At 69.7% G+C, this 26045-nt stretch carries 23 protein-coding genes and 1 riboswitch; of the genes, 14 read left to right on the top strand and 9 right to left on the bottom strand.

Features of this window, described 5'->3' with window-relative positions; all coding sequences use genetic code 11:
• The first annotated feature begins 34 nt into the window (after positions 1 to 34).
• Positions 35 to 1183: a benzoate/H(+) symporter BenE family transporter gene (locus ABD172_RS10750; protein ID WP_344309506.1), complete on the top strand. Its 1149-nt coding sequence runs from the start codon at positions 35 to 37 to the stop codon at positions 1181 to 1183.
• An 89-nt stretch (positions 1184 to 1272) separates the two neighbouring features.
• On the opposite strand, the gene disA is transcribed toward ABD172_RS10750, so the two are convergent.
• The 4 genes from disA to ABD172_RS10770 all read right to left on the bottom strand — a co-directional run bounded on the left by disA (position 1273) and on the right by ABD172_RS10770 (position 6872).
• On the bottom strand, positions 1273 to 2316 hold the full coding sequence (gene disA, locus ABD172_RS10755) for a DNA integrity scanning diadenylate cyclase DisA (protein ID WP_425546681.1): 1044 nt from the start codon (positions 2314 to 2316) through the stop codon (positions 1273 to 1275).
• Between the two features lie 175 nt (positions 2317 to 2491).
• Positions 2492 to 3865 (bottom strand): DNA repair protein RadA, encoded by a 1374-nt coding sequence (radA, locus tag ABD172_RS10760; protein WP_344309510.1) that lies wholly within the window; start codon positions 3863 to 3865, stop codon positions 2492 to 2494.
• A 172-nt stretch (positions 3866 to 4037) separates the two neighbouring features.
• Positions 4038 to 5588: an L-piperidine-6-carboxylate dehydrogenase gene (amaB, locus tag ABD172_RS10765; protein ID WP_344309512.1), complete on the bottom strand. Its 1551-nt coding sequence runs from the start codon at positions 5586 to 5588 to the stop codon at positions 4038 to 4040.
• A gap of 111 nt (positions 5589 to 5699) precedes the next feature.
• Positions 5700 to 6872 (bottom strand): NAD(P)/FAD-dependent oxidoreductase, encoded by a 1173-nt coding sequence (locus ABD172_RS10770; RefSeq protein ID WP_344309515.1) that lies wholly within the window; start codon positions 6870 to 6872, stop codon positions 5700 to 5702.
• Positions 6873 to 7037: 165 nt separating this feature from the next.
• Between ABD172_RS10770 and ABD172_RS10775 the strand changes: the two genes are divergently transcribed.
• Both ABD172_RS10775 and ABD172_RS10780 read left to right on the top strand, forming a co-directional pair.
• The gene (locus ABD172_RS10775; RefSeq protein ID WP_344309516.1) at positions 7038 to 7973 is read left to right on the top strand and encodes a LysR family transcriptional regulator; all 936 of its coding nucleotides are present in this window, start codon (positions 7038 to 7040) and stop codon (positions 7971 to 7973) included.
• A gap of 3 nt (positions 7974 to 7976) precedes the next feature.
• On the top strand, positions 7977 to 8591 hold the full coding sequence (locus ABD172_RS10780) for a hypothetical protein (RefSeq protein WP_344309518.1): 615 nt from the start codon (positions 7977 to 7979) through the stop codon (positions 8589 to 8591).
• A gap of 236 nt (positions 8592 to 8827) precedes the next feature.
• Here the strand turns inward: ABD172_RS10780 and ABD172_RS10785 are convergent, their stop codons facing one another.
• The 4 genes from ABD172_RS10785 to ABD172_RS10800 form a co-directional block, all read right to left on the bottom strand.
• Positions 8828 to 9652, bottom strand: coding sequence for an energy-coupling factor transporter transmembrane component T family protein (locus ABD172_RS10785; RefSeq protein ID WP_344309521.1), 825 nt, complete (start codon positions 9650 to 9652; stop codon positions 8828 to 8830).
• Positions 9649 to 11325, bottom strand: coding sequence for an ABC transporter ATP-binding protein (locus ABD172_RS10790; protein ID WP_344309522.1), 1677 nt, complete (start codon positions 11323 to 11325; stop codon positions 9649 to 9651). Before ABD172_RS10790 ends, ABD172_RS10785 begins: the two co-directional genes overlap by 4 nt.
• The gene (locus ABD172_RS10795) at positions 11322 to 11948 is read right to left on the bottom strand and encodes an ECF transporter S component (RefSeq protein ID WP_344309523.1); all 627 of its coding nucleotides are present in this window, start codon (positions 11946 to 11948) and stop codon (positions 11322 to 11324) included. The genes ABD172_RS10790 and ABD172_RS10795 overlap by 4 nt, the downstream gene beginning before the upstream one ends.
• A 22-nt stretch (positions 11949 to 11970) precedes the next feature.
• Positions 11971 to 12077, bottom strand: a riboswitch (TPP riboswitch).
• A gap of 91 nt (positions 12078 to 12168) precedes the next feature.
• On the bottom strand, positions 12169 to 12708 hold the full coding sequence (locus ABD172_RS10800; RefSeq protein WP_344309525.1) for a DUF4916 domain-containing protein: 540 nt from the start codon (positions 12706 to 12708) through the stop codon (positions 12169 to 12171).
• A gap of 200 nt (positions 12709 to 12908) precedes the next feature.
• Between ABD172_RS10800 and ABD172_RS10805 the strand changes: the two genes are divergently transcribed.
• From ABD172_RS10805 to ABD172_RS10845, 9 genes are all read left to right on the top strand, one after another.
• Positions 12909 to 14408 carry an MmgE/PrpD family protein gene (locus ABD172_RS10805; RefSeq protein WP_344309527.1) on the top strand — a complete coding sequence of 500 codons (1500 nt, stop codon included), beginning with the start codon at positions 12909 to 12911 and terminating at the stop codon, positions 14406 to 14408.
• Positions 14408 to 15313: a methylisocitrate lyase gene (prpB, locus tag ABD172_RS10810; protein ID WP_344309528.1), complete on the top strand. Its 906-nt coding sequence runs from the start codon at positions 14408 to 14410 to the stop codon at positions 15311 to 15313. The genes ABD172_RS10805 and prpB overlap by 1 nt, the downstream gene beginning before the upstream one ends.
• The gene (locus ABD172_RS10815; RefSeq protein WP_344309530.1) at positions 15310 to 16443 is read left to right on the top strand and encodes a bifunctional 2-methylcitrate synthase/citrate synthase; all 1134 of its coding nucleotides are present in this window, start codon (positions 15310 to 15312) and stop codon (positions 16441 to 16443) included. The genes prpB and ABD172_RS10815 overlap by 4 nt, the downstream gene beginning before the upstream one ends.
• Before the next feature lie 18 nt (positions 16444 to 16461).
• Positions 16462 to 17241, top strand: a complete 780-nt coding sequence (locus ABD172_RS10820) for an enoyl-CoA hydratase/isomerase family protein (RefSeq protein ID WP_344309532.1) — start codon at positions 16462 to 16464, stop codon at positions 17239 to 17241.
• 32 nt (positions 17242 to 17273) lie between these two features.
• Positions 17274 to 18227, top strand: coding sequence for a Ppx/GppA phosphatase family protein (locus ABD172_RS10825; RefSeq protein WP_344309534.1), 954 nt, complete (start codon positions 17274 to 17276; stop codon positions 18225 to 18227).
• Between the two features lie 23 nt (positions 18228 to 18250).
• The gene (locus tag ABD172_RS10830) at positions 18251 to 19195 is read left to right on the top strand and encodes a sugar phosphate isomerase/epimerase family protein (RefSeq protein WP_344309536.1); all 945 of its coding nucleotides are present in this window, start codon (positions 18251 to 18253) and stop codon (positions 19193 to 19195) included.
• A 190-nt stretch (positions 19196 to 19385) separates the two neighbouring features.
• On the top strand, positions 19386 to 20201 hold the full coding sequence (gene proC / locus ABD172_RS10835) for a pyrroline-5-carboxylate reductase (RefSeq protein ID WP_344309538.1): 816 nt from the start codon (positions 19386 to 19388) through the stop codon (positions 20199 to 20201).
• A 61-nt stretch (positions 20202 to 20262) separates the two neighbouring features.
• A complete protein-coding gene (rlmC, locus tag ABD172_RS10840) occupies positions 20263 to 21393 on the top strand; it encodes a 23S rRNA (uracil(747)-C(5))-methyltransferase RlmC (RefSeq protein WP_344309540.1) in 1131 nt (376 codons plus the stop codon).
• A 57-nt stretch (positions 21394 to 21450) separates the two neighbouring features.
• Entirely contained in the window at positions 21451 to 22008 is a 558-nt protein-coding gene (locus ABD172_RS10845) for a hypothetical protein (protein WP_344309542.1), read from the top strand.
• A gap of 14 nt (positions 22009 to 22022) precedes the next feature.
• Here ABD172_RS10845 and ABD172_RS10850 read toward each other — a convergent pair whose 3' ends face one another.
• Positions 22023 to 23042, bottom strand: a complete 1020-nt coding sequence (locus tag ABD172_RS10850) for an Lrp/AsnC family transcriptional regulator (protein ID WP_344309544.1) — start codon at positions 23040 to 23042, stop codon at positions 22023 to 22025.
• A gap of 116 nt (positions 23043 to 23158) precedes the next feature.
• On the opposite strand from ABD172_RS10850, the gene ABD172_RS10855 reads away from it, so the two are divergent.
• Together ABD172_RS10855 and ABD172_RS10860 are read left to right on the top strand one after the other, a co-directional pair.
• Positions 23159 to 24712, top strand: a complete 1554-nt coding sequence (locus ABD172_RS10855; protein WP_344309545.1) for an AbgT family transporter — start codon at positions 23159 to 23161, stop codon at positions 24710 to 24712.
• 119 nt (positions 24713 to 24831) lie between these two features.
• Positions 24832 to 26025 (top strand): amidohydrolase, encoded by a 1194-nt coding sequence (locus ABD172_RS10860; protein WP_344309546.1) that lies wholly within the window; start codon positions 24832 to 24834, stop codon positions 26023 to 26025.
• Positions 26026 to 26045: the final 20 nt, after the last annotated feature.

Genomic DNA, 26045 nt, shown 5'->3' on the forward strand with positions numbered 1-26045 from the left:
ACCGTCCGGGTGCCGGCTTTATAAGGTGGCTCACATGGAACGACGCCAGATCGCCCTGTCCGGGCTCACGACCGCCCTCGTCGGGTTCGCCAGTTCCTCCGCGGTGGTCCTCGCCGGGCTCGAGGCGATGGGCGCCTCGGGTTCCCAGGCCGCCTCCGGGCTCGTGATCCTCTGTGTGACCCAGGCACTCGGCATGTTGTGGCTCGCGATCCGGACGAGGCTCCCGATCGTGCTCTCGTGGTCGACACCCGGGGCGGCGCTCCTGGCCTCCGGAGTGGAGCCCGAGGGCGGGTGGCCGGTGGCGCTGGGCGCGTTCGTCGTCACGGGTGTGCTCATCGTGCTCACCGGACTGTGGCCCACGCTCTCCGCCCTCGTCGCGGCGATCCCCACGTCGATCGCCCAGGCGATGCTCGCGGGCGTCCTCGTCTCGCTGTGCCTGGCACCGGTGACCGGGGTGCTCGAGGATCCGCTCGCGATCGTGCCGATCGTGCTCGTGTGGCTCGTCCTCATGCGGCTGGCCCCGACCTGGGCTGCTCCGGCGGCATTCGCGGTGGGACTGGCGGTCCTCGGCATCGAAGCGGTGCAGAACGGGGGAGTGGACGGGCCGGTGCTACCGGTGCTCGTACCGGTGGTCCCGGAGTTCACGTGGCAGGCGGTCATCGGACTCGCGGTGCCGCTCGCGATCGTGACGATGGCCTCGCAGAACGTGCCCGGCGTCGCGGTGCTGAAGTCCTATGGTTTCACGGTGCCGTGGCGGGAGTCGATGACGGTGACGGGGATCGGGACCGTGCTCGGGGCGCCGTTCGGCGGGCATGCGATCAACCTCGCGGCGATCAGTGCCGCGCTCGCGGTGTCCCCGGAGGCCCTGGAGGACCCCGACAAGCGCTGGAAGGTCGTGCGGTTCACCGCATGCGTGTACCTCGTGCTCGCAGTGCTCGCGACGGCGCTCACCTCGCTCGTCGCGGTGTCCCCGACCGTGCTCGCGGCCGTCGCGGGCCTCGCTCTGCTGCCGACGCTCGCGTCCTCGATCGCCGGGGCCGTGCGGATCGAGTCGACCCGGGTGGCGGCGGTCGTCACGTTCCTCATCGGCGCGAGCGGGATCACCGTGGCCGGGATCGGGGCGGCGTTCTGGGCGCTCCTCGCAGGGTTGGTCGTGCACGTGGTGCTGCGGAAGGGACCGTGAGGCGGGAGGTTCGTTGCCCCGGGAGGGGACGGCGGAAATGTACCTGGACGGCCGGGACGTTTTGGAGGTCCGGAGACTTTTCGAAGGGACTACCGGTCGGTGACCTCGGCGACGAGGCGATCGAGCCCTTCCCGGATGATCTTCGCACGGTTCCCGCCGACGCCCTCGACCTCGAGGAGTTCCTCCCCGGTCGCGGCGAGGAGGTTCGTGAAGCGGCCGAAGTGTTCGATGATGCGCTCGACGACGATCGGGGGTACCCGCCGCATCGAGGACAGGACCCGGTAGCCGAGCGGATAGACCTCGAGGTCGAGGGACTCCGCGGACGCGGAGGCGCCGAGTGTGCGTGCGATCCGGTCGATGTCGATGAGGTCGGCGCTCGTGAGATGAGCCAGGTTGTCGAGGGCGGTGGACACGTCCTCGTGTCCCGGGATCGCATCGAGGTAATCGCGCAGGAGTGATTCCTGGGAGTCTCCGAAAGACCCCATGAGTTCCTCGTGCTGGAGGGTGATGAGGCGGCCGTCGGCACCGAGTTCGAGGATGTACGCCTCGATCTCCCGGCTGATGCGACGGACCATCTCCTGCCGTTGGAGGACGACGAGGACATCGGCGAGAGTCGCACGGTCCATGATCTCGAGGTACGTGAGGCTCTCCTCGACCTCGTCGAGCCGCGACTTGTAACGCTCGAGGGTGTCGACGGCCTGGGCGGCGTGGGAGAGGATCCGCTCGGACGGCTGGAGAACCCGACGCTGATCGTGCACGTAGAGCTGGACGATCTGCATGGACTGACTCACGGAGATGACGGGGAACCCGGTCTGCTTCGCGGAGCGTTCGGCGGTGCGGTGGCGGGTGCCGGTCTCCCCGGTCTCGATCGTGGGATCGGGAAGGAGCTGGACCCCGGCGGCGAGGATCCGGGTCGCATTGCGGTCGAGGACGACTGCCCCGTCGAGTTTCGCGAGCTCGCGCAGGCGGGTCGCGGAGAACTCGATGTCGATGGGGAACCCGCCGGTGCTGATGCTCTCGACGACGCGGGAGGTGCCGAGCACGATGATCGCTCCGGTCCGGCCGCGGAGGATCCGTTCGAGGCCGTCACGCAGTTCGGTACCGGGGGCGACCGCAGCGAGGGTGGCGAGCATGAGTTCGTGGCTCGCGGCCTCGGCGTCGCCGGTCGGGACGGGGTCCGTGAAGAGGGAGTTGCGCACGGGGCAAGCCTATACGCGGATTCCGCGCGCTCGGAGGTGTCCACGACAGTGGGGTTCCCCGTCCCGAACGGGGTGGACATGCAGTGATCGTGCGGTGGTCGACCGCAGGTCACCCGGCTTTCTCGGGGGCGCTCTCCGGTGATCCGAGGAGGAGTTCGATGACCTCCTGAACGGTGTCGCACTCCTTGAGTCGCATGCCCTCGGGTGTGCGGATGTTCTCGAGTGCGCCGCGGGCGACGACCCCGTTCGTGATGCCCTGTCGGGCGGCCTCGGCGAGGCGCAGTTCCATGTCCGGGACCGGTCGGATCTCCCCGGACAGGCTGATCTCCCCGATGGCGACGAGGCGGGAGTAGAGCTTGCGGTCCGAGGCGGCGGAGGCGAGGGCGAGGGCGATCGCGAGGTCCGAGGCGGGCTCGGCGATGCGGACGCCGCCCACCGTTGCGACGAAGACGTCGTGGGAGCCGAGGCCGATGAGCTTCGAGAGCACCGCGATCATCATGGCGACGCGGCCGGAGTCGAGTCCGGTGACGGTACGGCGGCCGGGACCGTTGCTGCTCGAGTCGACGAGGGCCTGGACCTCGACCGTCATGGGGCGGCGGCCCTCCTGGGTGACGGTGAGACAGGTGCCGGGGGCGGCGATCCGGGAGCGGGAGAGGAAGAGTCCCGAAGGGTCCGCGAGGCTGTGGATGCCGGCCTCCGTCATGTCGAAGCAGCCGACCTCGTCGGTGGGGCCGAAACGGTTCTTCGAGGCCCGCAGCATGCGGAGGCGGGAGTGGCGGTCGCCCTCGAACTGGCAGACGACGTCGACGAGGTGTTCGAGCAGGCGGGGACCGGCGACCGTCCCGTCCTTCGTGATGTGGCCGACGAGGACGGTGGGGATGCCGTGGTCCTTCGCGGCGCGGATGACGCCGGCGGCGACCTCCCGGACCTGGGTGACGCCCCCGGGAACACCGTCGACATCGCTCGAGGAGAGGGTCTGCACGGAGTCGATGACGAGGACGTCGGGTTTCTCGGTGTCGAGCATGCCGAGGACGATCCCGAGGTCCGTCTGCGCGGCGAGGAGGAGGTTCTCCTCGAGAGCGCCGATGCGTTCGGCCCGAAGCCGCACCTGACCTGCGGATTCCTCTCCCGTGACGTAGAGGACGCGGCTGCCGGTGCGGGCGGCACGGGCACACACGTCGAGGAGGAGCGTCGACTTGCCCACGCCGGGTTCACCCGCGAGGAGGATGACGGCGCCGGGGACGAGTCCGCCGCCGAGGACGCGGTCGAACTCGCTCACCCCGGTGGGGCGGCTCTGCGCGAGAGTCGCGTCGACCTCGGTGATGGGGGAGGCCTTCTGTCCGGCGGGTGCGGGCTTGGCCTTCGTCTTGATCGCGGTACCCGTGCCGCTCGATTCCTCGAGGGTTCCCCATTCGCCGCAGCCGGGGCACCGCCCGAGCCATTTCGCGGTCCGATGACCGCACTGAGTGCACGTGTACGCCATGCCCTCAGTCTGGCATCAGCCACGGACACAGGTGGCCGGCGCGACCGGAGCGGTACCTGTCACCGGCGGACACGGGAAAGTTCCGTGATGGAGGTTCGCGCGAGCCTCCGTCACGGAACTTTCCCGTGTTCTCGCCCTCCCCGACAGTGGGAGAGGGGGAGGACGGCACCGTTCAGATGAACTCCACGCCCTGAGCGAGGGGGAGTTCGCCGGAGTAGTTGATCGTGTTCGTGGCCTGTCGCATGTACGCCTGCCAGGAATCGGTACCGGACTCGCGGCCGCCCCCGGTCTCCTTGTTGCCGCCGAACGCACCCCCGATCTCCGCGCCCGAGGTCCCGATGTTCACGTTCGCGATCCCGGTGTCCGAGTGCGCGAGGAAGTACTCGGCCTCGGAGAGGTCGGAGGTGAAGATCGCCGAGGACAGCCCCTGGGACACCGCGTTGTTCATCGCGACGGCGTCCTCGAGGTCCGTGTACTCCATGACGTACAGGATGGGGGCGAAGGTCTCCTCGAAGACGATCGGGGTCTGCGCGGGCATCCGCACGACGGCCGGTTCCACGTAGAACGCGTCCGGCGCCTCGGACTCGAGGACCCGGCCACCGCCGCACAGGACGGCGCCGCCCTCGGCGACGGCCGCCTCGAGCGCGGACTGCATCTTCGCGTACGCCGCCTCCCCGATGAGCGGGCCGACGAGCACCCCGTCCTCGGTCGGCGAGCCGATCGAGAGGGTGCCGTACGCGGCGACGATCCGCTCGACGAGCGAGTCGGCGACCGACTCGTGGACGATGAGCCTGCGCAACGTCGTGCAGCGCTGGCCGGCGGTACCCGCGGCGGCGAACACGGCACCACGAAGGGTGAGGTCGAGGTCAGCACTCGGGGCGACGACCGCCGCATTGTTCCCGCCGAGTTCGAGGAGGACGCGGCCGAAGCGCGCGGCGACCCGCGGCCCGATCTCCCGGCCCATCCGCACCGAACCGGTCGCGGACAGGAGCGCGACCCGGGAGTCGTCGACGAGGAGTTCGCCGACCGCCCGATCGCCCACGAGCACCTGCGCGAGGTTCTCGGGAGCGCCGACCTCCGCCGCCGCCCGGTTCAGCAGGGCCGTCGTCGCGAGCGCGGAGAGCACCGTTGCCTCGGACGGCTTCCACACGACCGGGTCGCCGCAGACGAGCGCGAGTGCGGTGTTCCACGCATAGGGCGCGACCGGGAAGTTGAACGCGGTGACGATGCCGACGACGCCGAGCGGGTGCCAGGTCTCCATGAGCCGGTGTCCCGGCCGTTCCGAGGGCAGGGTCTTGCCGTACAACTGGCGCGACTGCCCGACCGCGAGCTCGCAGATGTCGATCATCTCCTGCACCTCACCGGCGGCCTCGGAGGGCGTCTTCCCGGCCTCGACGGTGACGAGCGCGGCGAGGTCGTCCTTGAACTCACCGAGCAACTGCCCCCAGCGCTGCACGAGGCGCCCGCGCACCGGGGCGGGCACCGTGCGCCAGGCCGCGAAGGCCTCCACCGCCGAGGCGATCGTCCGGTCGACGTCCTCGGCACCGTGGGCGGCCAGGTGGCCGAGCACCGTCCCGGTGATCGGTGAGCGGGCGGCGACGGTGCCCGGCGCCTCGGGTACGAAGAGGGCGGCGGGGTCGACGCCGCAGGCGCTCAGGCCCGCCTCGGCGAGGGAGAGAACGGATTCGGAGGTGGGGAGGGAAACGGCGGGGGCCGTGGTCATGAGGAACCTTTCGTCTGTGGGGCCGGTTCTGCGGCGCCCGGAATCGGATGAACGGTGGGTCGGATGAGTGGGGAGGGCCCGCCACCGGGCGGGTGCACGGCGGCACGGAGGTCAGATGATGTACGCCTCGGGCCGGAGGCTCTCGGCGGCGAAGCGGTCGGCCGACAGCCCGGAGACGTCGACGACGGGTGTGGTGCCGAGGTGGAGGTCCCGGAGGACCTCGCCGACCGCCGGACCCTGGAGGAAGCCGTGGCCGGAGAAGCCGCACGCATACAGGAACCCCTCGACCTCGTGGGCCCGTCCGATGAGTGCGTTGTGGTCGGGCGTGACCTCGTAGAGGCCCGCCCAGCCACGATGCGCCTGCACATCCGCGAGCCCCGGTGCCCGGTGCTCGATGAGCTCGCACAGGTACTCCGACCAGCGCGGGTCCTGGTGCATGTCGAAGCCCCACGCGTCCGTGCGGTCGGGTGCGCCGAGGAGCATGCCGGAACCCTCGGAGTGGAAGTAGAAGCTCGTCGACACGTCGAGGGTGAAGGGCATCGACCGGGCGTCGAAGGAGACGGGGGCGGTCACCATGATGTGGCGGCGCAGCGGGGTGACGGGCAGGTCGACGCCGACCATCGCCCCGAGTGCGCCCGACCATGCCCCGGCCGTGCAGACGACCGTCCCCGTGGCGATCGGGCCGGCGTTCGTCTCCACGCCGGTGATCCGCCCGTCCTCGACCGCGATGCCGGTGACCGCGGTGTGCTGGAGGATCCGGACGCCGAGGCGCCGCGCGGCCCGGGCGAACCCCGCCACCGCCGATTCGGGTGTCGCATGGCCGTCGTCCGGTCCCCAGGCGCCCGCGACGAGGTCCTCGGTGCGCACGAGCGGGGAGAGGTCGGCGATGCGGGTGGGCGTCACCATCTCGGAGCGGACGCCGAGCGAGCGCTGGAGTTCGACGCTGCTCTCGAACACCGCGACGTCTTCCTCCCGGTCGAGGAGGAAGAGGTAGCCGCTCGTGACCAGGTCGATGTCCTGGTCGAAGAGGGTGGGGAAACTGCGGTAGGTCTCGAGGGAGCGGGCGCCGAGGAGGATGTTCGCCTCGTCGGAGAAGGACGCGCGGACGCCGCCGGCGGCCTTGCAGGTCGAGCCGCTGCCGAGCGTGTCGCGCTCGAGGAGGACGACGTCCTCGACGCCCGCCTGTGCGAGGTGGTAGGCGGTGGACACGCCCATGATGCCGCCGCCGATGACGACGACGGAGGCGGATGACGGCACGGCCGGGGGTGTGGGGGTTGCGGTCATGGTGGCTCACGTTCGGGGGTGTCGGGCCCGGCGGGTGCCGGGTGGGGATGCGAGTGCCCTCGCGGGGATGCGAACCGGTTCGGGTTCCAGAATGCGCGCCCTTTACCTTCAGGGCAATCGATAGTTCGTGAGTGTTCATATCAGTGATACTTAAAAATCCTGCTGATGACGTCTAGGCTCGTGTCCATGCAGTGGACCCTCGGGCAGCTCCGGACCTTCGTCGCCGTCGCCGAACACGGGACGATGACCCGTGCGGCCGTGCACCTCGGCTACACCCCGGGTGCGGTGAGTCAGCACATGAGTGCACTGCGGAGGGTCGTGGGGACGGACCTCGTGGTGTCCCGGGGGCGGCGCCTCGCGCTCACCGAGGCGGGAGGGCTGTTGCTGCCGCGGGCCCGTGCAGTCCTCGCCGCCGAGGTGCAGGCGGAGGAGGCGATGCGTGGCCGACCGGCCGGTGCCGGGCAGGTCGTCACCCTCGGGGTCTTCGGTTCCGCGTCCGTCGTCGCGTTCGCCCCGGCATATGCGCAGTTGCGCGGTACCGGGATCCAGTTGCAGGCACGCGAGGTCGACGTCGAGATCATGCAGGAGGCCGTGCTCGACGGGCGGATCGACGTGGGCCTCGGCATCGACTATCCGGCGTCGCCGCTCGCACCCCAGCGGGGTCTGCTCATGCACGTCGTGCGCGAGGAGGACTTCGGGGTCGTCGTGCCGGAGGGCGCTCCCGATCCGGACCTCGACACGCTGCGTGATGCGGACTGGATCCTCGCCCCCAACGACACGACCTTCGGGCGCGGGTTGCGGTTCGCGTGCACCGAGGCGGGATTCGTCCCGCGGGAGACCCACATCGCGATGGACACCGCGATGGCGATGGCCATGGTCGCCGGCGGGATGGGGTACACGCTCGCGACGGACATCATGATGTCACTCGCCCCGCACGGAGTGCGTCTCGTGCGACCGGCGCGGTACCCCGGTCGCACGATCGTCGTCATGGCCCGTGAGGACATGGCGGTCCGCCCGGAGATCGCGACCGTCGTCGAGGCGCTCGAAACGGTTTTCGCGGAACCGGCCCTGGCCACCGCGCCCCTGTCCCGGCAGGATTGAACCATGAGCGAGAACCCCGCCACCGGTGCCACCGGCACCCGCCCGAGCAACATCGCCGCGATCGAGAACGCCACAGGTCTGAGCTGGACGGAGATCGAGAAGGCGATGAGGAGCGCCGGTGGGGCCGGTCTCGAGCACCATGCGATGGCGCGCGTGGCGGCGGACCTCTTCGAGGGACGCGTCGCCAACCACGAGTGGTGGGCGCAGGGCGCGGCGGTCGCCTACGAACAGGTGATCGGGCGGCGCATCCCCGGTCAGATGGCCGACGGGACCTTCAAGGTGTCGGCGTCGAAGACGTACTCCGGTGATCCCGATGAGGCGCTCGCCGCCCTCACGGAGCTCTTCGCCCGCCTCGGCGGACTGGACGGTGACGCGCTCGCGGGGGATCCGAGCACCTCGGTCACTCCGAAGTGGCGGTATTGGAGGGCGACCCTGGCCTCTGGCACGAAACTCACGGCGACGATCTCCGCGAAGGCACCGGGCGCCTCGGCGGGTTCTTCGGGAGCGAAGGCGCCGCACAAGTCGACCGTCGCCGTGGAGGCCTCGAAGCTCCCCTCGCCCGAGGCGGTCCAGGCGTACCGGCAGAAACTCAAGGAGGCCCTCGGCGGGCTGAGGTGAGCGCAGCGAAGCCGCGCGGGTACGCGCGCCTCGACGTCGCGATTCCCTGCGGTCCGGCCGTTGAGATCCCGATCGAATGCCGGGTTTCGCCGAAACCCAGCATTCACTAGCGACTTCGACGGGGACACCTCGGGGAATCGCGATGTGAATGGTCGGGCACGGCCCCGTCCTCGCTTCGGTGTCGCCGATCGTGCGGTTTCGGGGCCGAAATCCGCATGATCGGCGACGGTGAATGCTCAGAGGATCGGGTTCCAGGCACCGGTGAGTACGGCGGCCGTCACCGCCACCGCGCACACCACGAGCGTGACCGCCACGAGCACTCCGTCAGGACCGGTGAACACCGAATCCCGCGACCACGTGCGCCCGGTCGTCCCGAACGCCCTTCCCTCCATCGCCATCGCGAGGCGGGTGCCGCGGCGGACCGCCTGGACGAGGAGCGCGAACGCGAGCGGGAAGAAACTCGTGACCCCGTCGAAAACCTCCCCGACAGCCGTCCGTGCGCCGAGGCCACGCGCCCGTCGGGCCATCCGGAGGATCCGCCACTCCTCGACGAGGAGCGTGACGAGTCGCCCGGCCGCGAGCGCGGCGAGGACGAACCTCTCGGGCAGTCGCACCTTCTGTACGAGTCCGTCGGCGAGGTCCGTCGGATCCGTCGTGAGCGCGAGCAGGACGGCCGGGACCGCGAGCGCGAGCGCACGTACCGCGATCGCGGCCCCCGCGAGCAGCGAATCCGTCGTGAGGACGACGGGACCGAGCGCGAATACGACCTCGCCCGTCTTCTCCGCGAGCAGCGCAGTACCCCAGCCGGCCGAGAGGGCGAGGAGCGGAAGGAACCACGTGCGCCGGACGAAAATGCGCACACCGACGCCGACGACGGGCACGAGCGCGAGTTCGCACGCGAGGAGGATCCCCGCCGACACGAGGTCGACGCTCAGCAGCACCGTGAGGGTGACGAGGAGTCCGGCCCCGAGCGCAGCGACGGGATTCACCGGGGGAGCGGGCCGGACGTTCACATCCGGAGCGACACCGTGGTTCAGGCCGGGAACGGAATCAGCCGTCACGCGTTCACTCCGATCCGTGCGGGACGTTCGCCGACCCGTTCACGACCGGGATCGGATACCCCGAAGTCGTGACGCCTCGCCCCGAGCGCCTCGAGGAAGTCCTCGTCGTGCGACACGAGGACGATGCCGGTCCCACGCGCGCGTTCCTCCCGCAGGAGCGCGAGCATCTGCCGCCACGTGACGGGATCCTGACCGAAGGTCGGCTCGTCGAGCACGAGCAGCGGCGGCGAGGGAGCGAGCATGCACCCGACGCTCAGTCGCCTCTTCTCGCCACCCGAGAGGGTCTGCGGGTGCGCCTGCGCCAACCGGGAGAGCCCGAGGCGCTCCAGCACTTCCGACACCCGCGCGCCGGCGGCCTCCCGGTCCTTCCATCCGCGCAGTCCCAGCGCGACCTCGGCCTCCACCGTCTGTCGCACGAACTGGTGTTCGGGCTCCTGGAACACCGTGCCGATGGCGCTCACGAGGCGCCGCGCCGGCCAGCGGTGCGGCTCCGGGTGCCGGACGCCGGGCGGGAGGAGCGCCTCGGTTGCGGTGACCCGGCCGGCCAGGGGCGACAGCAGACCGGCGAGTGTGAGGGCAGTGGTCGTCTTCCCGGCACCGTTGGGACCGACGAGGGCGAGGGCCTCCCCGGCGCGCACCTCGAGGTCGATCCCGGTGCGGACGGGTGTGGGGCGGACGCCGGGTGCGCGGCGGCCGACCGCGAGGTCGGCGGTATGCAGGAGGACGGGAGCGAAGGCCGTCGACTCCTCCGTACGGGGTACTGCTGCTGCCGTCGGTCGAGTGCGCGGGGTACCGGTGCCATCCGCCGTCCGTCCGGCCCCGGACCTCCCGGCATCCGGGTCGGCGCCGAACCGCAGCAGTTCCGGCAGGATCTCCTCCGGCGCGCCGTCCCGCTCGACTCCTGTGGGCCCGAGGACGACGACGCGATCGACGTGCTCCGCCCACAGTTCGTACCGGTGCTCGACGAGGACGAGCGTCGCTCCCGTGAGGTCGACGGCGGCGAGCACGGCGTCGCGGATCCCCGGAGCGGAGGCCGGGTCGACGTTCGCGGTCGGTTCGTCGAGGACGAGGAGCCGCGGCCGCATCGCGAGGACCCCGGCGATCGCCAGGCGCTGCTTCTGCCCACCGGACAGCAGTGCCGTCGAATGGCCGAGGGGCACGTCGAGGCCGACCGCCGCGAGCGCCTCGGGAACCCGCCGGGCGATCTCCACCCGCGACACCCCGAGGTTCTCCGCGCCGAACGCCGTGTCGTCACCGACCCGGGCGAGGACCACCTGCGAATCCGGGTCCTGGAGCACCAGTCCCGTGATTCCGGACCGCGGGTCCGGCGGTGCGCCGTCGACGAGCAGCGTTCCGGAGCTCTCGCCGGATTCCGCGGGGATCACCCCGCACAGGGCGTGGAGGAACGTCGACTTCCCCGCGCCCGAGGCGCCCACGAGCAGCACCTTCTGCCCCGCCGGGATCTCGAGGTCGAGGTCCGTGAACGCGGGGTCCTTCCGGGCGGCGTGCCGCCACCCGAAGCCCTCCTCCACGCCCGAGGCGCCCCGCGCCCGGGGCGGGTGAGCCGCCTCCCGGCGGGGGTCGGCAGGTGCCGCCTCCGACGGTGCCGCTTCCGACGGTGCCGAGAGCCGGGAGCTGCGTGGCGCCTCGGGCCCGGGAACCACCGGGGTCATACGCGCGCCGCGGTGCGGCCGGCGGCGAAGGCGGAGAGCGCACCGGTGCGGGCGATCGCCCCGACGGCGAGCCAGCTCACGAGCCCGGCGAGGACGACTCCGGAGATCGCCGCGCACACCGCGTAGACGAGCTGCCACGACGGCGCCCACAGCGCGTTGTACATGAGGTTCTCGCTCACGGCGAGGAAGAGACCGGCCCCGAGCCCCGAGAGCAGCGCCGCGGGCAGGCCGAACCGCTTGTACGCGAGGAGGAGGAACACGAGCTCGGCGCCGAGACCCTGGACCGCACCGGACACGAGGACCTGGAGGCCCCACTGGGTGCCGAGGACCGCGGAGACGGTGGCCGCGAGCACCTCGCAGTAGAGGGCGGCGCCGGGCTTGCGGATGACGAGCGCACCGAGCGGACCGGCGAGCACCCACACTCCGGTGAGCAGACCGGCGGCCGGGGGGAAGGCCGCGAACCCGAGGGACAGGAACGACCACGAGGCGCTCCACGCCCAGAAGACGACGCCGACGGCGACCGCGAGGACCGAGGCGACGACGATGTCGACGACGCGCCACGAGAAACGGGAGCGGGCGGATCCGGAGCCGGTGGCCGGACGGGTGGACGGAACGGTGTTCATGAGAACCTCCTGAGGGCAGGAGGGGAGAAAGAGCTCGACTTCCTTCGCCGGCATGATCCGGATCAGGTTCGAGGGTCTGCAGTCACTGCACTCTCAGCGCCCCTGGACGGCGCTCCCCTGTCGTATGCCGAGGAATGTAGTCCCTCGGAGGGGCGGCGGGCAAGGGCCGGAAACAGGGTCGGACGCGCCGGCTCGGGAGTGGGGGACCGGAGGTCCGGGCTCAGGGGTACAGCCCGAGATGCCCGATGGCCGCCTTCACGATGTTCTCCTGGCCGTGCGTGAGTTCCGCGAGGACGTCCTCGCGGAGGACCTCCTCCGGCGTGAGCCAGTCGAGGCTGAGGGCGTCCTTGCGCGGCTGGCACTCGCCCTGGACCGAGAGGACGTAGCAGAGGGCGATCGCGTGCTGGCGTGGGTCGTAGAGGTTCGAGAAGCCCTCGGTCGGGAAGTACTCGGCGACGTGGAAGGGCACGATCGACGGCGGCAGCTGCGGGAGGGCGAGCGGTCCGAGGTCCTTCTCCGCATGGCGCATGAGGGCACTGCGGATGGTCTCGTGGAAGCGGATGCGGCCGCCGACGATCTCCCGTCCGAGCGTGCCGTCCTCGCGCGTGCGCAGCAGGAGTCCGATCTTCTCCGGGACGCCGTCGTCGCCGAGGCGCACCGGAACGGCGTTCACATAGGAGATCGGGAGGCGCCGGCGCAGGGAGGCGATCTCGTCGGGGTCGAGCCAGTTGTCGTCGAAGTCCAGGGCGGTCCGCGTCATGCACTCATGGTGACACAGGACACGGCACTGAACGATCGTTAAGCCTGCGGTGTTTCGGGCCTGTAAGTAACTTGATGTCGAGATAAACTGTCACCTGCACCACTGCGGTGTCAGAGCCTGCGCCTAGAGTGTGTGGCGACACCGGGGCGGCCGATGGACCCGGCCGTGCGACGATCAACGACGACACAAGGAGAACCTCCGTGATCAACCACGAAGTCCGCACCTACAAGAGCTCCGAGAACCTGGCCCGCGAGGACCAGCTGGCCTGGAAGATCGCCTCCGTCGCGACCGATCCCGTCGCGGTCGACGCCGACGTCGCGGACATGGTCATCAACCGCGTCATCGACAACGCCTCCGTGGCCGCCGCCTCGGTCCGTCGCTCGGCCCCCACCCACGCCCGCGAACAGGCCCTCCCGCACACCACCCCGGCACCGGGCGCCACCGTCTTCGGTCGTCCTCTCGACGCCCGGGTCTCCCCCGAATGGGCCGCCTGGGCCAACGGTGTGGCCGTGCGTGAACTCGACTTCCACGACACCTTCCTCGCGAAGGAGTACTCGCATCCCGGCGACAACATCCCGCCGATCCTCGCGGTCGCCCAGCACGTCGGCGTGAACGGCGCCGACCTCATCAACGGCATCGCCACCGGTTACGAGATCCAGGTCGACCTCGCGAAGGGCATCTGCCTCCACGAGCACAAGATCGACCACGTCGCGCACCTCGGCCCCTCGGCCGCCGCCGGTATCGGTGCCCTCCTCAAGCTCCCCACCGAGGTCGTCTACCAGGCCGTCGGTCAGGCCCTCCACGTCACGACCGCCACCCGTCAGTCCCGCAAGGGCGAGATCTCCTCGTGGAAGGCCCACGCCCCGGCGTTCGCCGGCAAGATGGCTGTCGAGGCCGTCGACCGGGCGATGCGCGGCGAGGGCGCACCCTCCCCGATCTACGAGGGTGAGGACGGCGTCATCGCCTGGATCCTCTCCGGCCCGGAGGCCCGCTACACCGTGCCGCTGCCGGCGATCGGTGAGTCCAAGCGCGCGATCCTCGACACCTACACGAAGGAGCACTCCGCGGAGTACCAGGGCCAGGCGCTCATCGACCTCGCCCGCAAGCTCGGCGGGCAGATCGAGGACCTCTCGAAGATCCGGAAGATCACGATCCACACCTCGCACCACACCCACAACGTCATCGGAACCGGTGCCAACGACCCGCAGAAGATGGACCCGAAGGCCTCCCGCGAGACCCTCGACCACTCGATCATGTACATCTTCGCGGTCGCCATGGAGGATCAGGGCTGGCACCACGAGAAGTCCTACGCCCCCGAGCGTGCCGGCCGCCCGGAGACCATCGCGCTGTGGCACAAGATCGAGACCACCGAGGACCCCGAGTGGACCCGCCGGTACCACTCGACGGACCCGAACGAGGTCGCCTTCGGCGGTCGCGTCGTCGTCGAGTTCGAGGACGGATCGGTTCTCGAGGACGAACTCGCCGTGGCCGACGCCCACCCGGCCGGCGCCCGCCCGTTCGCCCGCGAGAACTACATCGAGAAGTTCCGGACGCTCGCCGAGGGCATCGTCACCGAGGCCGAGCAGAACCGCTTCCTCGACCTCGCGCAGAACCTCGCGGACCTCTCCGCCGCGGACGTCGCACAGCTGTCCTTCGTCGTCGAGGGACTCGAGCACTCCGGATCGAAGGGAATCTTCTGATGTTGGGCGCAACCGTTCCGGCCCACGAGCGCCGGGCGAAGTTCCGGGAACTGCTGGCCGGTGACTCCATCGTCCAGTTCCCCGGTGCCATCAACCCGATCAATGCACAGATCATCGAACAGACCGGGTTCGAGGGGGTCTACATCTCCGGCGGTGCGTTCTCCGCCGCGATGGGCCTGCCGGACATCGGCCTCACGACGCTGAGCGAGGTCGCCGCACACGGACGGAACATCGCCCGGGTGACGAACCTGCCGACGTTCATCGATGCGGACACGGGCTGGGGAGAGGCTATGAACGTGGCTCGCACCGTCCAGGAGTTCGAGGACGCAGGAATCTCCGGGATGCACCTCGAGGACCAGGTGAACCCGAAGCGGTGCGGCCACCTCGACGGCAAGGAGGTCGTCTCCGTCCAGGAGATGAGCAAGCGCATCTCCGCCGCGGTCGGCGGCCGCCGGGACGAGAACTTCGTCATCTGCGCCCGCACCGATGCCCGCGCCGGTGAGGGCCTCGACAAGGCGATCGACCGGGCCCGAGCCTATGCGGATGCGGGCGCGGACATGATCTTCCCGGAGGCGATGAAGGACCTCTCGGAGTTCGAGAAGTTTGCCTCTGCGGTGGACGTGCCGATCCTCGCGAACATGACCGAGTTCGGCAAGAGCGAGTTGTTCACGACCGAGCAGCTCGCGAACGCCGGCGTCAAGCTCGTCATCTACCCCGTGACGACGCTGCGGATCGCGATGGGGGCGATCAAGCGCGGTCTGGAGACCATCCGCGCCGAGGGGACGCAGGAGTCCCTCGTCGACGGGATGCAGACCCGGGCGGATCTCTACGAGACCATCGACTACGCGGCGTACAACAGCTTCGACACCGACATCTTCAATTTCTCACAGGAGGGTCACCGATGACCGAGCAGGAGATCAGGAAGGGACTCGCGGGCGTCGTCGTCGACTCCACCGCGGTGTCCAAGGTCGTGCAGGAAACCAATTCGCTCACCTACCGCGGCTACCCCGTGCAGGAGCTCGCCGCGAACTGCAGCTTCGAGGAGGTCGCCTACCTCATCTGGAACGGAGAACTCCCGACCGCCGAGCAGCTCGCCGAGTTCACCGCGAAGGAACGCTCGCAGCGTGCGGTCGACCAGAAGCTCGTCGACCTCATCCTCGCGCTGCCCCAGGACACCCACCCCATGCACGTCGTGCAGACCGCGGTGGCGTACCTCGGCGCGGTCGACCCGGAGGCGGAGACCACCGGTGAGGACGCGAACTACGAGAAGGCCCAGCGCCTCTACGCGCAGCTGCCCACGATCGTCGCGATCGACCACCGGCGCCGCCACGGCCTCGACCCGGTCCCGCCGACGACTGACCTCGGGTACTCGGCGAACTTCTTCAAGATGGTCTTCGACGAGGTTCCCGCCGAGGAGGTCGTCCGCTGCTTCGACGTGTCGATGATCCTCTACGCCGAGCACTCCTTCAACGCCTCGACGTTCACCGCCCGCGTCATCACCTCGACGACCTCGGACATGTACTCCTCGGTCGCCGGTGCCGTCGGCGCCCTCAAGGGTGCTCTCCACGGTGGTGCGAACGAGGCCGTCATGGCGACCCTCGAAGAGGTCGGTACGGCCGACAACGTGAAGGCCTGGCTCGATGCGGCACTCGAGCGCAAGGAGAAGATCATGGGCTTCGGCCACCGCGTCTACAAGAACGGTGACTCCCGTGTGCCCACCATGAAGAAGGCCTTCGAGGCGATGGTCGAGGTCAAGGGCGCGAGCGACCTCTACTCGCTCTACACCGCCTTCGAGGAGGACTTCGTCGGCCGCAAGGGCATCTACCCGAACCTCGACTACCCCTCGGGACCGGCCTATCACCTCATGGGCTTCGACACCCCGCAGTTCACCCCGATCTTCGTGATGTCCCGCATCACCGGGTGGACCGCGCACATCATGGAACAGCAGGCCTCCAATGCGCTCATCCGCCCGCTCAGCGCCTACCACGGCCAGGAGCAGCGCAGCGTTCCGGCCAAGGATGCCGCCGGGGCCTGAGGCCCGGGTTCCCTTCTCATGACCGAGAACTATCCGCTGGTCGAGGGTTTCGATCTCACCGTCTCCGGTGGGATCGGAACCCTCGTCATCGACCGCCCCGCCGCCCGCAATGCGCTCTCGCGCGACATGTGGCGGGCCCTCCCGGACATCGTCGCCACCGCGGAGGAGGACCCGGACCTGCGCGTCCTCGTCCTCACCGGCGCCGGCGACCACTTCTCGGCCGGGTCGGACATCCACGACCTCGCCGTTCCGCTCACCGATTTCTGGGACCTCAACTCCACCGCCGAGGCGGCCCTCGCCGAGGCCCGGATCCCCACCATCGCCGCCGTCCGGGGCAGCTGCATCGGCGGCGGAACCGAACTCGCCGCCGCCTGCGACTTCCGCATCGCCGCCCCCGGCTCCCGGTTCGGAGTCACCGCCGCGAAGCTGGGACTCGTGTACCCGCCGGGACCCTCACGGCGCCTCGCCGAGGTGTTCGGCACCTCGTGGGCGAAGTACCTCCTCGTCACCGGCAACCTCATCGACCACGAGGTCGCCGAGCGCCTCGGGTTCCTCCATGCGGTGGACCCGGCCCCGCTCGATGCCGCACTCGCGCTCGCCCGGACCGTCGTGTCCCGTTCTGCACTGAGCCAGGGCGCCACCGTCCGACTGCTTGCCGGTGAGGAGTTCGACGCAGCGACGACCGAACGCCTCGCCGCTGCGTACGACCGTGAGATCGCGGAGGGCCAGGAGGCGTTCTTCGCCAAACGGTCTCCCGAGTTCTCCGTGCAGCGCACGACGTGGCCGGACCCGGCATGAGCCCGGCGTAGAACGGAATAGAATCCCTCACTATGCGCCTGGCAGTCCTCGACATCGGTTCCAACAGCATCCACCTCCTCGTGGTGGACGCCCATGTGGGAGCCCCGCCCATGCCCGCGACCTCCCACAAGGAGGTCCTGCGGCTCGCGGAGAACCTCGGCCCCGACGGGACGATCTCCTCGTTCGGTCAGGACCGCCTCGTCGCGTTCTGCCGGGACGCCCAGCGCATCGCGGAGGAACAGGGGGCCGAGGAGATCCTCGCCTTCGCCACCTCCGCCATCCGCTCCGCCCCCAACGGGGAGGCGACGATCGCCCGGGTCCGTGAGGAGACCGGCATCGAACTCAAGGTGATGAGCGGTGAGGACGAGGCCCGCATCACCTTCCTCGCCGCCCGCCGCTGGTTCGGCTGGTCGGCCGGGAACATCCTCCTCCTCGACATCGGCGGTGGCTCGCTCGAGATCGCCGCGGGCCGCGACGAGTTCCCCGATGCGGCGACCTCGGTGCCGCTCGGCGCCGGGCGGATGCACTCGGAGTTCCTCTCCGCGGACATCCCGAGCGACGCGGACATCGAAGCGCTCCGCAAACACGCCCGCTTCACGATCGGTCGGATCGCCGGGGACATCAACCGGGTCGGCAAACCGGAGAAGGTCGTCGGGTCCTCGAAGACCTTCCGGTCCCTCGCGCGCCTCGCCGGTGCCGCCCCGAGCGGGGACGGCATCTACGTCCCCCGCAAACTCCGTCGTTCCGACCTCACCGGCATCGTCGAGCGTCTCGCGGCGCGGACCCCGGCCGAACGCGCCCTCCTCCCGGGGGTCTCCGAGGCCCGTGCCGGGCAGGTACTCGCCGGTGCCATCGTCGCGGAGGCGGCGTTCACGATCTTCGGGATCGGTCACATGCGGATCTCCCCGTGGGCACTGCGTGAGGGCATCATCATGCGCAAACTCGATCTCCTCGGTTCCATGGAGCGGATGGCCGCGCCGGAATGACGCCCGCGTCCTAGAATCGATGCGTGAGTGACGGAACCGCGAGCACACCACGCCCATCGAAGCGCGCGCCCCTGACCGTGCCCAATCAGGCCCGGTCGAGGTCGCGTCTGCACCGCGAATACCTCGCGAAGTACCCCGTGTACGACCACTCCGAGATCCACATCTCCGAGAACCCCATCCGCATCGGGCTCTCGACGTCCTCCGTGTATCCGATGACGGTGACCGAGTGCTTCTCCACCGCAGAGCGCCTCGGCTACGACGGCGTCGAGATCATGGTGACGAACCACGAGGAGACCCAGGACGCGGCGTTCATGAAGGACCTCGTGCAGAGCACGGGACTGCCGGTCCTCAGCCTCCACGCGCCCACGCTCCTCCTCATGCCGGGAGTGCTCCACAAGGACCACTGGGAGAAACTCCGCATCACGTGCCGCCTCGCCGCCGAGGTGGGTGCCGGTGCCGTCGTCGTCCACCCGCCCTTCCGGTGGCAGGGGGAGTACGCACGGAACTTCGTGAGCGGGGTGCGCCGGGTGTCCGAGGAGACCGGTGTGACGCTCGCGGTCGAGAACATGTACCCGTGGCGGGCCGGCGTCCGGGAGGTCCACGTGTACTCACCGCACTGGAACCCGATCGGCCAGGACTACGACGCCGTCACCTTCGACTTCTCCCACGCCTCCACCGCCGGCACGAACGCCCTCGAGGCGGTCGCGGAGCTCTTCCCGAAGCTCCGGCACGTGCACCTCACGGACGGAGCCGGTTCGCTCAAGGACGAGCACCTCGTGCCCGGCCGGGGCACCATGCCCGTCGCCGAGACCCTCCAGTACCTCGCGAAGCAGAACTGGCACGGCGACGTCGTCGTCGAGGTGAATACCCGGTTCGTCGCGAAGCGTTCCACCCGGGAGGAGATGCTCGCCGAATCCCTCGGGTTCGCCCGGCGGCACCTCGGCCTCGCCACGCACCCGCATTCCTGAGACCGGCGGGGCGGACCGGAGTGGAGGGACCTGCCCACCCGGCCCGCGCTTCGGCGGAATCCCGGACCGGATTCGCCCCCTCGTCCGGACTCCGGGACACTGGAGAGGTTGCACCTGCACGGGATCGTGCAGGTGCCCACGGAATCACCCGCCACACAGGCATTCGTCACACGGGAGGATCGGAACAGGTATGAAGCTCGCTTTCATCGGTACGGGGAACATGGGCGGATCGCTGCTGGCGGGAGTGCTCGCCGGGGAACTCGGTTCCGCCGCCGAGGTGGTCGCCACCACCCGATCGACCGCCTCCGGGCAGGCACTCGCCGAGAAGCTGGGCATCACCGTTCTCGACCTCGAGTCCGACGCCGCCGCGAACCGCACCGCGGCCGCCGGCGCCGACTACGTGTTCCTCGGCGTGAAGCCGTGGATGATCGCCGACACCCTCGCCGACCTCGAGGGCGCGATCGCCGAGAACGCCGTCGTCGTGTCGATGGCCGCCGGGGTCTCCCTCGCCCAGCTCGCGGCCGGGGCACCGGGCCACGCGGTCGTCCGCATCATGCCGAACACCCCCTCGTCGATCGGACTCGGGGTCATCTCCCTCGCGGCGGACGGCGTGTCCGAGGAAACGATCTCCGAACTCGCGCAGCTGCTCGCCGGCGCCGGTGACGTCATCCCGGTGCCCGAGGAGCAGATGCACGCGGCGATCGCGATGGCCGGTTCCTCCGTCGCCTACTTCTTCCTCGTGATGGAGTCGCTCATCGACGCCGGGATCGCCCAGGGCCTCAGCCGTGAGGCGGCGACCCGCATGGTCGTCGGCGCGGCGAACGGCGCCGGCCAGCTCGCCGCCTCGGACCCGCGCCCGGCGGACCTCCGAATCGCGGTCACCTCGAAGGGCGGCACCACCGCCGCTGCGCTCGCCTCCCTCGAGAACGACGACATCCGCGGCGTCATGGCCCGCGCGGCCGAGGCCTGCGCCGACCGCTCCCGCGAGATGGAAGCCGGGAACTGAACCCTCGCGCAGGGTTGAGCTCTTCCGCAGGGTGAGGACGACGGGGAACGAGGACCGCGGGATGCAGTGCGACTACTACGACGCCGGGACCTGCCGGTCGTGCACCCTCATGGGGGTCCCGCACACCGAGCAGGTCGCAGGGAAGGTCGCGCACGCGCAGTCGCTCCTCGCCGCATACCCGGACGTCGAATGGGTCGATCCCTTCATCGGTGAGGAGTCCGGGTTCCGCAACAAGGCGAAGATGGTCGTCGGTGGTACCACCCGGCACCCCACGCTCGGCATCCTCGACGCGGACAGGCGCGGGGTCGACCTCCGGGAATGCGGGCTGTGCTCGCCGGGGATGAAGGAGGCCCTCCGGGTCCTCTCGAACCTCGTGCGGGCCGCCCGCCTCACCCCGTACGACGTCCCGGCAAGGCGCGGGGAACTCAAGCACATCCTCGTCACCGAGGCGCCCTCGGGTGACCTCATGATCCGTTTCGTCCTCCGGTCCACCGACCTCGTCCCGGCGCTGCGGGAACACCTCGCCGGTCTGCAGGAACGGCTCCCGGCCCTCGTCGTCGCGAGCGCGAACATCCAGCCCGAGCACAAGGCGATCCTCGAGGGGCCCGAGGAGATCCTCCTCACGGAGGCGGATTCCCTCCGCATGCACGTGAACGGCATGAACCTGCACCTGCGTTCGCGCAGTTTCTTCCAGACGAACACCGAGGTCGCCGCGGCGCTCTACCGGCAGGGCCGCGACTGGGTGGAGGCGCTTGCGCCGTCGTCGGTGTGGGACCTGTACTGCGGTGTCGGCGGATTCGCCCTCCACCTCGCGGCGCCCGGCCGCACCGTCACCGGGATCGAGCTGAGCGCCGAGGCGATCGAGAGCGCCCGCACCACGGCGGCGGAACTCGGGCTCGAGGGCATGCAGTGGGAGGCCGCGGACGCGACGGTGTGGGCGCGGACCCGGCCGGTCGGGGAGGTGCCGGATCTCGTCGTGGTGAATCCGCCTCGGCGGGGGATCGGAGCGGACCTGTCCGCCTGGCTCGAGGATTCCGGAGTGGAGCACGTGCTCTACTCGAGCTGCAATGCCGTCACCCTCGCGAAGGACCTCGCGCGGATGCCGTCCCTGAAGCCGGTGAAGGCGCGGGTCATGGACATGTTCCCGCAGTCGAATCACTACGAGGTCATCACCCTTCTCACCCGCGTGTGATCCACTTAGGGTGTCGAGCACCGGGTGCGCGACCACCCACGAGGCGAGGAGAGAGCTGTGGAACACGGGATTCCCCGCGCGGTGTGCGGCCTCGTTCACGACGAAGGGCTCGTGCCCGCATGGTTCACCGAGGACTTCCGTCACCCGCTCTCGCCGATCGACGAGATCCGCTACGCGTTCCCCGGTGAGCCGGCCCACGCAGTGGTGTCGACGGTGACGGACCCGAACGATACGAGCGCCCTGGTTCGGCGCGAGCCCGGGCGGGCAGGTCGCGCAGCACTGCTGGCACTGCGTGGTCTCCGCGGTCCGGACGCAGCGCTCGATGCCCTTCTGTCGATGACGGTGATGGCCGAAACCGCGGACCCCGGACTCCGTCGCGGCATCATCGGAACCGTGCAGGTCGACGGCGGCGAGGTCGCGGAGGTTCCCGGTTTCGTCTGGGAGTACACAGGCGCCGACAACACCGAAGCTCCCACCTCGGTGTTCGTCGCAGAGATCTACGTCTTTCCGTACGCAGTCGGCCTTGCCCGTCTCGGCGAATTCGACGCGCAGACGGTGCAGCTCAAGATCCTCACGGACGAAGAATTGGTCGCCCTGAGTCACGACCGCAGCTGAAGACGGATCGGCCCCTACCCCTCCTCGCCCAACCAACTCACGTGGCCGATCCTCCTGCGGTCCGCGTCGAAGAGGTGGCCCATCCGCTTGTGGTAGTGGAGGAGGATGCTGCGGTTCGCGACCGTGACGTCGAGTTCGCTCACGAGCTGCTTCTCCACCTCGACGGCCTCCTCGAGGGTGTGTAACCACACGACGACGTAGAGGTTGTACGGCCCACCGGAGATCGCGGTGCACAGTCGCGTGCCGGGCATCGACCGGATCCGGGCGGCGGAGGCATCGAGGCTGTGCGCCGGGGCCACCATGTGGAGCGCGAGGCCGTGCGGCCAGTCGGAGTGCTCGAGCGACAGATCGATCCGTTGGACGAGCGTGCCGGTGCGCACCGTCTCCTTGACGAACCGGCGGGCGTGGGCCTCCGAGGTGCCGAGCGCCTCGGCAACCGCGGTCGTGGGGGCACGACCGTCGGGTTCGAGCACGCCGAGGACGGTCCGGGCGCGCGGGTCGGCGATCCCCGGACGGACCGGCGCCGGGGGAGCGGACACGGAACGGCTGCCCGGCAACGCACCCGCCCGCCACGTCGACCCGTCGCTGTAGACCCGGTTGATGACGGACGACCGCACGCCCCTCACGAGTTCCGAGCCGCCGATCGTGAGCTGGAGGATCCGCCGCAGTTCCCCGATGTCCTCGGCCGCGACGACGAGGAAGAGGTTGTAGTCCCCGGTCACCTCTGTGACGCTGAGGATGCGGGGATGCGCGCCGAGCCGGGCGGCGACGGACTCCGTGGCGCCGGGCGCGCACTGCACCTCGACGTGGGCGTACACCGCACCCGAACCGAAACCGGGATGCGTCGTCACCCAGGCGGCGCCCCGCTCGACCATGCGTTGCCACTTGCGCCGTGCGGTGACGGCCGAAAGTCCGGTGAGCTGCGCCACATCCGACCAGGGGCGGCGGGGGTCGTCCGCGAGTGCATCGAAGACCGCGTAGTCCGTTTCGGACATCTCGGCCGTGCTCGTGCGGTCTCCTGTGTACGTTTCCATCGATTTCATCATCACAGGGTGTGTTTTCCGCCAAGTTTCACGGAAAAGTGATCCGCATCCTAGGGTGTTCCGCAGTCGTCCGATCATTGGACAGTGATACATCTGGAGAATTCTTCATGACTGGTACCGACCAGAAGACGCAGTTCGAGCAGGGAGGTGTTGCCTTCGGCCCGAACGTCACGGGAATCACCAAGGTTCTCGCCGGCATCGAGCGCGTGGGTAACAAGCTGCCCCACCCCTTCTACCTCTTCGCGATCATCGCCGCCCTCGTGGCCGTGGTGTCGGCATTCGTCGCGATGACGGGTGCGACGACCACCGACCCGGCGACGGGCGAGACACTGCAGGTGCAGAGCCTGCTCTCGGGCGAGGGGCTCGTCTACGCCCTCACGAGCGCGATCGACAACTTCGTGTCGTTCCCGCCGCTCGGCCTCATCATCACCGTCATGCTCGGCATCGGCCTCGCCGAGCGTGTGGGCCTGCTGAGCGTCTTCATGCGCGGAGCCGTCCTCGCGGCCCCCAAGCAGCTCGTGACGATCGTCGTCGTCGTCATCTCGATCATGGGCAACCTCGCGTCCGACTCCGCGATGGTGATCATCCCGCCGCTCGCCGCCGTTGCCTTCATGGTCGCCGGCCGTCACCCGCTCGTGGGCTTCGGTGCGTCCTACGCGGCCGTCACCGCGGGCTTCAGCGCGAACGTCATTCCTGCGGGCACCGACGTGCTGCTCTCGGGGATCTCGACCTCCGCGGCCCAGATCGTCGATCCCGAAGCGGTCGTCACCCCGGTCTCGAACTACTTCTTCATGGCCGCCTCGACGATCATCATCGCCGTCGCGATCACCCTCACCACCGGCTTCGTCGAGAAGCGCCTCGGTACCTACGAGGGCGATGCGACCGCGGACTCCGAGCCGCTCACCACGGCCGAGCGCAAGGGCCTGCGCAACACCGCGATCGTCCTCGTCCTCTACATCGCGGTCCTCGTCGCCGCTGTCCTCCCGGCCGGTTCCCCCCTGCGCGGTGAGGAGGGCGCCATCCTCCGGTCGCCGTTCATGAGCTCGATCCCGGTCTTCCTCATGCTCCTCTTCCTCCTCGCGGGCGTCACCTTCGGCATCACCGCGAAGACGCTCACGAACGCGAAGCAGGTGCCGGAGATGATGGCCGAGTCCGTGAAGGAACTCGTGCCCTTCATCGTCGTGATCTTCACGGCGGCCCAGGCGATCGCGTGGTTCGGATGGACGAACCTCGGCCTCGTCATCGCGTCCTCGGGTGCGGATTTCCTCGAGACGACGAACCTCAACGGCGTGTGGGGACTCCTCATCTTCAGCCTCTTCGTCACGATCCCGGGTCTGCTCATCTCGAGCGGATCGGCGCTGTGGACGCTCCTCGCACCGATCTTCGTCCCGATGTTCATGCTCGCCGGCGTCGACCCCGCCGCCACCCAGGCCGCGTTCCGCATCACCGACTCCGCGACGAACACGCTCGTGCCGATGAACCCGATGATCCCCGTGGTCCTCGGCCTCATGCAGCGCTTCGCCCCGAAGGCCGGACTCGGCACGCTGTTCAGCCTCATCCTGCCGTTCACCCTCGTGATCTGGGCCGTCTGGCTCGTGCAGTTCCTCGTGTGGGGTCTGCTCGGTCTGCCGGTCGGCCCCGGCCACTCGATCATGCTGTGACCTCCGGTCACACCTGATCCACGCCCGAGGCGCCCCGCGGCTCCCGGCCGCGTGGCGCCTCGGGCCGGCGCCACTCCCCATCGCACCCGGACACACTCGCGAACTCGGAAGGACACCCCATGACCGTCACCACCCCCATCGTGGAAGAACTCACGGCAGGTCCGCTCGCGGCACGGCTGCCGCTGCTGCTCGACGTCGCCGCCGACATCCACGCCCACCCGGAGATCCGCTTCACCGAGGTGCATGCCGCCGAACGCCTCACACAGGAACTCGAGGGGCTCGGCTTCGAGGTGCAGCGCGGTTTCGCGGACCTGCCGACCGCGTTCACCGGCCGGTGGCAGACCCCGGACGCCGACGACACGACGCCGACGATCGCGATCTTCTGCGAGTACGACGCGCTCGAGGGCATCGGCCACGCGTGCGGGCACAACATCATCGCCGCGTCCGGCCTGGGCGCGGCCGCGCTCGTCAAGGACTCCCTCGAGGCGAACCCCGGTACCCCGGCGAAGCTCCTCGTCATCGGCTCGCCCGGTGAGGAGGGTGCCGCCGGCAAGGTGCCGATGATCGAGGGCGGTGTCCTCGAGGGCGTCGACCTCGCGATGATGATCCACCCGAGCGGGCAGAACGACGCGGACTTCGACTCGCTCGCCCGCGTCGCCCTCGACGTCGATTTCACGGGCCGCGCCAGCCACGCGGCGGCCTCCCCGGAGGACGGCATCAACGCGCTCGACGCCTCGACCCTCGCGCTCACCGCGATCGGTCTGCTGCGTCAGCAGATCCAGTCGGACGCCCGCATCCACACGATCGTCGTCGACGGCGGGCAGGCGCCGAACATCATCCCGGAGCACACCTCGCTGCGCTGCTTCGTCCGGGCGCAGGACCGCGAGTACCTCCTCGGCACGCTCGTGCCGAAGGTCGAGAAGTGCTTCGAGGGTGCCGCCCTCGCGACCGGGTGCGAGGTGACGATCGCGCAGAACACCCCGGCGTACCTCGCGATGATCTCGAACCCGGTGCTCGTCGACCTGGCGGCCGAGGCGTTCGCCGCCGTCGGCCGTGAGATCGATCCGGAGGCGGGTCCCGGCGGGTCCACCGACATGGGCAATGTGAGCTACGAGGTGCCCTCGCTGCACCCGATGATCTCGCTCGTCGACGGGATCTCGAACCACACGCGTGAGTTCACGGCGGCGGCCGGTGGGCAGGAGGCCGAGGCCACGATCGCCGACGGCGCCGTCGTCCTCGCGGCCACCGCACTCGCCGCGTTCCGCGACCCGCGTCTCGTCGCCGCAGCGAAGGACGCGTTCGAGAACCGCTGACGCGGTTGTCCCCTCGGGTC

It is taken from the genome of Brevibacterium samyangense (assembly GCF_039529845.1).
Lineage (GTDB): Bacteria > Actinomycetota > Actinomycetes > Actinomycetales > Brevibacteriaceae > Brevibacterium > Brevibacterium samyangense.

Excerpts from the sequence above, each read along its gene's own strand:
- ABD172_RS10750 (WP_344309506.1), top strand. The coding sequence starts at position 35 with ATGGAACGACGCCAGATCGCCCTGTCCGGGCTCACGACCGCCCTCGTC.
- disA (WP_425546681.1), bottom strand. The coding sequence starts at position 2,316 with ATGCTCGCCACCCTCGCTGCGGTCGCCCCCGGTACCGAACTGCGTGAC.
- radA (WP_344309510.1), bottom strand. The coding sequence starts at position 3,865 with ATGGCGTACACGTGCACTCAGTGCGGTCATCGGACCGCGAAATGGCTC.
- amaB (WP_344309512.1), bottom strand. The coding sequence starts at position 5,588 with ATGACCACGGCCCCCGCCGTTTCCCTCCCCACCTCCGAATCCGTTCTC.
- ABD172_RS10770 (WP_344309515.1), bottom strand. The coding sequence starts at position 6,872 with ATGACCGCAACCCCCACACCCCCGGCCGTGCCGTCATCCGCCTCCGTC.
- ABD172_RS10775 (WP_344309516.1), top strand. The coding sequence starts at position 7,038 with ATGACGTCTAGGCTCGTGTCCATGCAGTGGACCCTCGGGCAGCTCCGG.
- ABD172_RS10780 (WP_344309518.1), top strand. The coding sequence starts at position 7,977 with ATGAGCGAGAACCCCGCCACCGGTGCCACCGGCACCCGCCCGAGCAAC.
- ABD172_RS10790 (WP_344309522.1), bottom strand. The coding sequence starts at position 11,325 with ATGACCCCGGTGGTTCCCGGGCCCGAGGCGCCACGCAGCTCCCGGCTC.
- ABD172_RS10795 (WP_344309523.1), bottom strand. The coding sequence starts at position 11,948 with ATGAACACCGTTCCGTCCACCCGTCCGGCCACCGGCTCCGGATCCGCC.
- ABD172_RS10800 (WP_344309525.1), bottom strand. The coding sequence starts at position 12,708 with ATGACGCGGACCGCCCTGGACTTCGACGACAACTGGCTCGACCCCGAC.
- prpB (WP_344309528.1), top strand. The coding sequence starts at position 14,408 with ATGTTGGGCGCAACCGTTCCGGCCCACGAGCGCCGGGCGAAGTTCCGG.
- ABD172_RS10815 (WP_344309530.1), top strand. The coding sequence starts at position 15,310 with ATGACCGAGCAGGAGATCAGGAAGGGACTCGCGGGCGTCGTCGTCGAC.
- ABD172_RS10820 (WP_344309532.1), top strand. The coding sequence starts at position 16,462 with ATGACCGAGAACTATCCGCTGGTCGAGGGTTTCGATCTCACCGTCTCC.
- ABD172_RS10825 (WP_344309534.1), top strand. The coding sequence starts at position 17,274 with ATGCGCCTGGCAGTCCTCGACATCGGTTCCAACAGCATCCACCTCCTC.
- proC (WP_344309538.1), top strand. The coding sequence starts at position 19,386 with ATGAAGCTCGCTTTCATCGGTACGGGGAACATGGGCGGATCGCTGCTG.
- rlmC (WP_344309540.1), top strand. The coding sequence starts at position 20,263 with ATGCAGTGCGACTACTACGACGCCGGGACCTGCCGGTCGTGCACCCTC.
- ABD172_RS10850 (WP_344309544.1), bottom strand. The coding sequence starts at position 23,042 with ATGGAAACGTACACAGGAGACCGCACGAGCACGGCCGAGATGTCCGAA.
- ABD172_RS10855 (WP_344309545.1), top strand. The coding sequence starts at position 23,159 with ATGACTGGTACCGACCAGAAGACGCAGTTCGAGCAGGGAGGTGTTGCC.
- ABD172_RS10860 (WP_344309546.1), top strand. The coding sequence starts at position 24,832 with ATGACCGTCACCACCCCCATCGTGGAAGAACTCACGGCAGGTCCGCTC.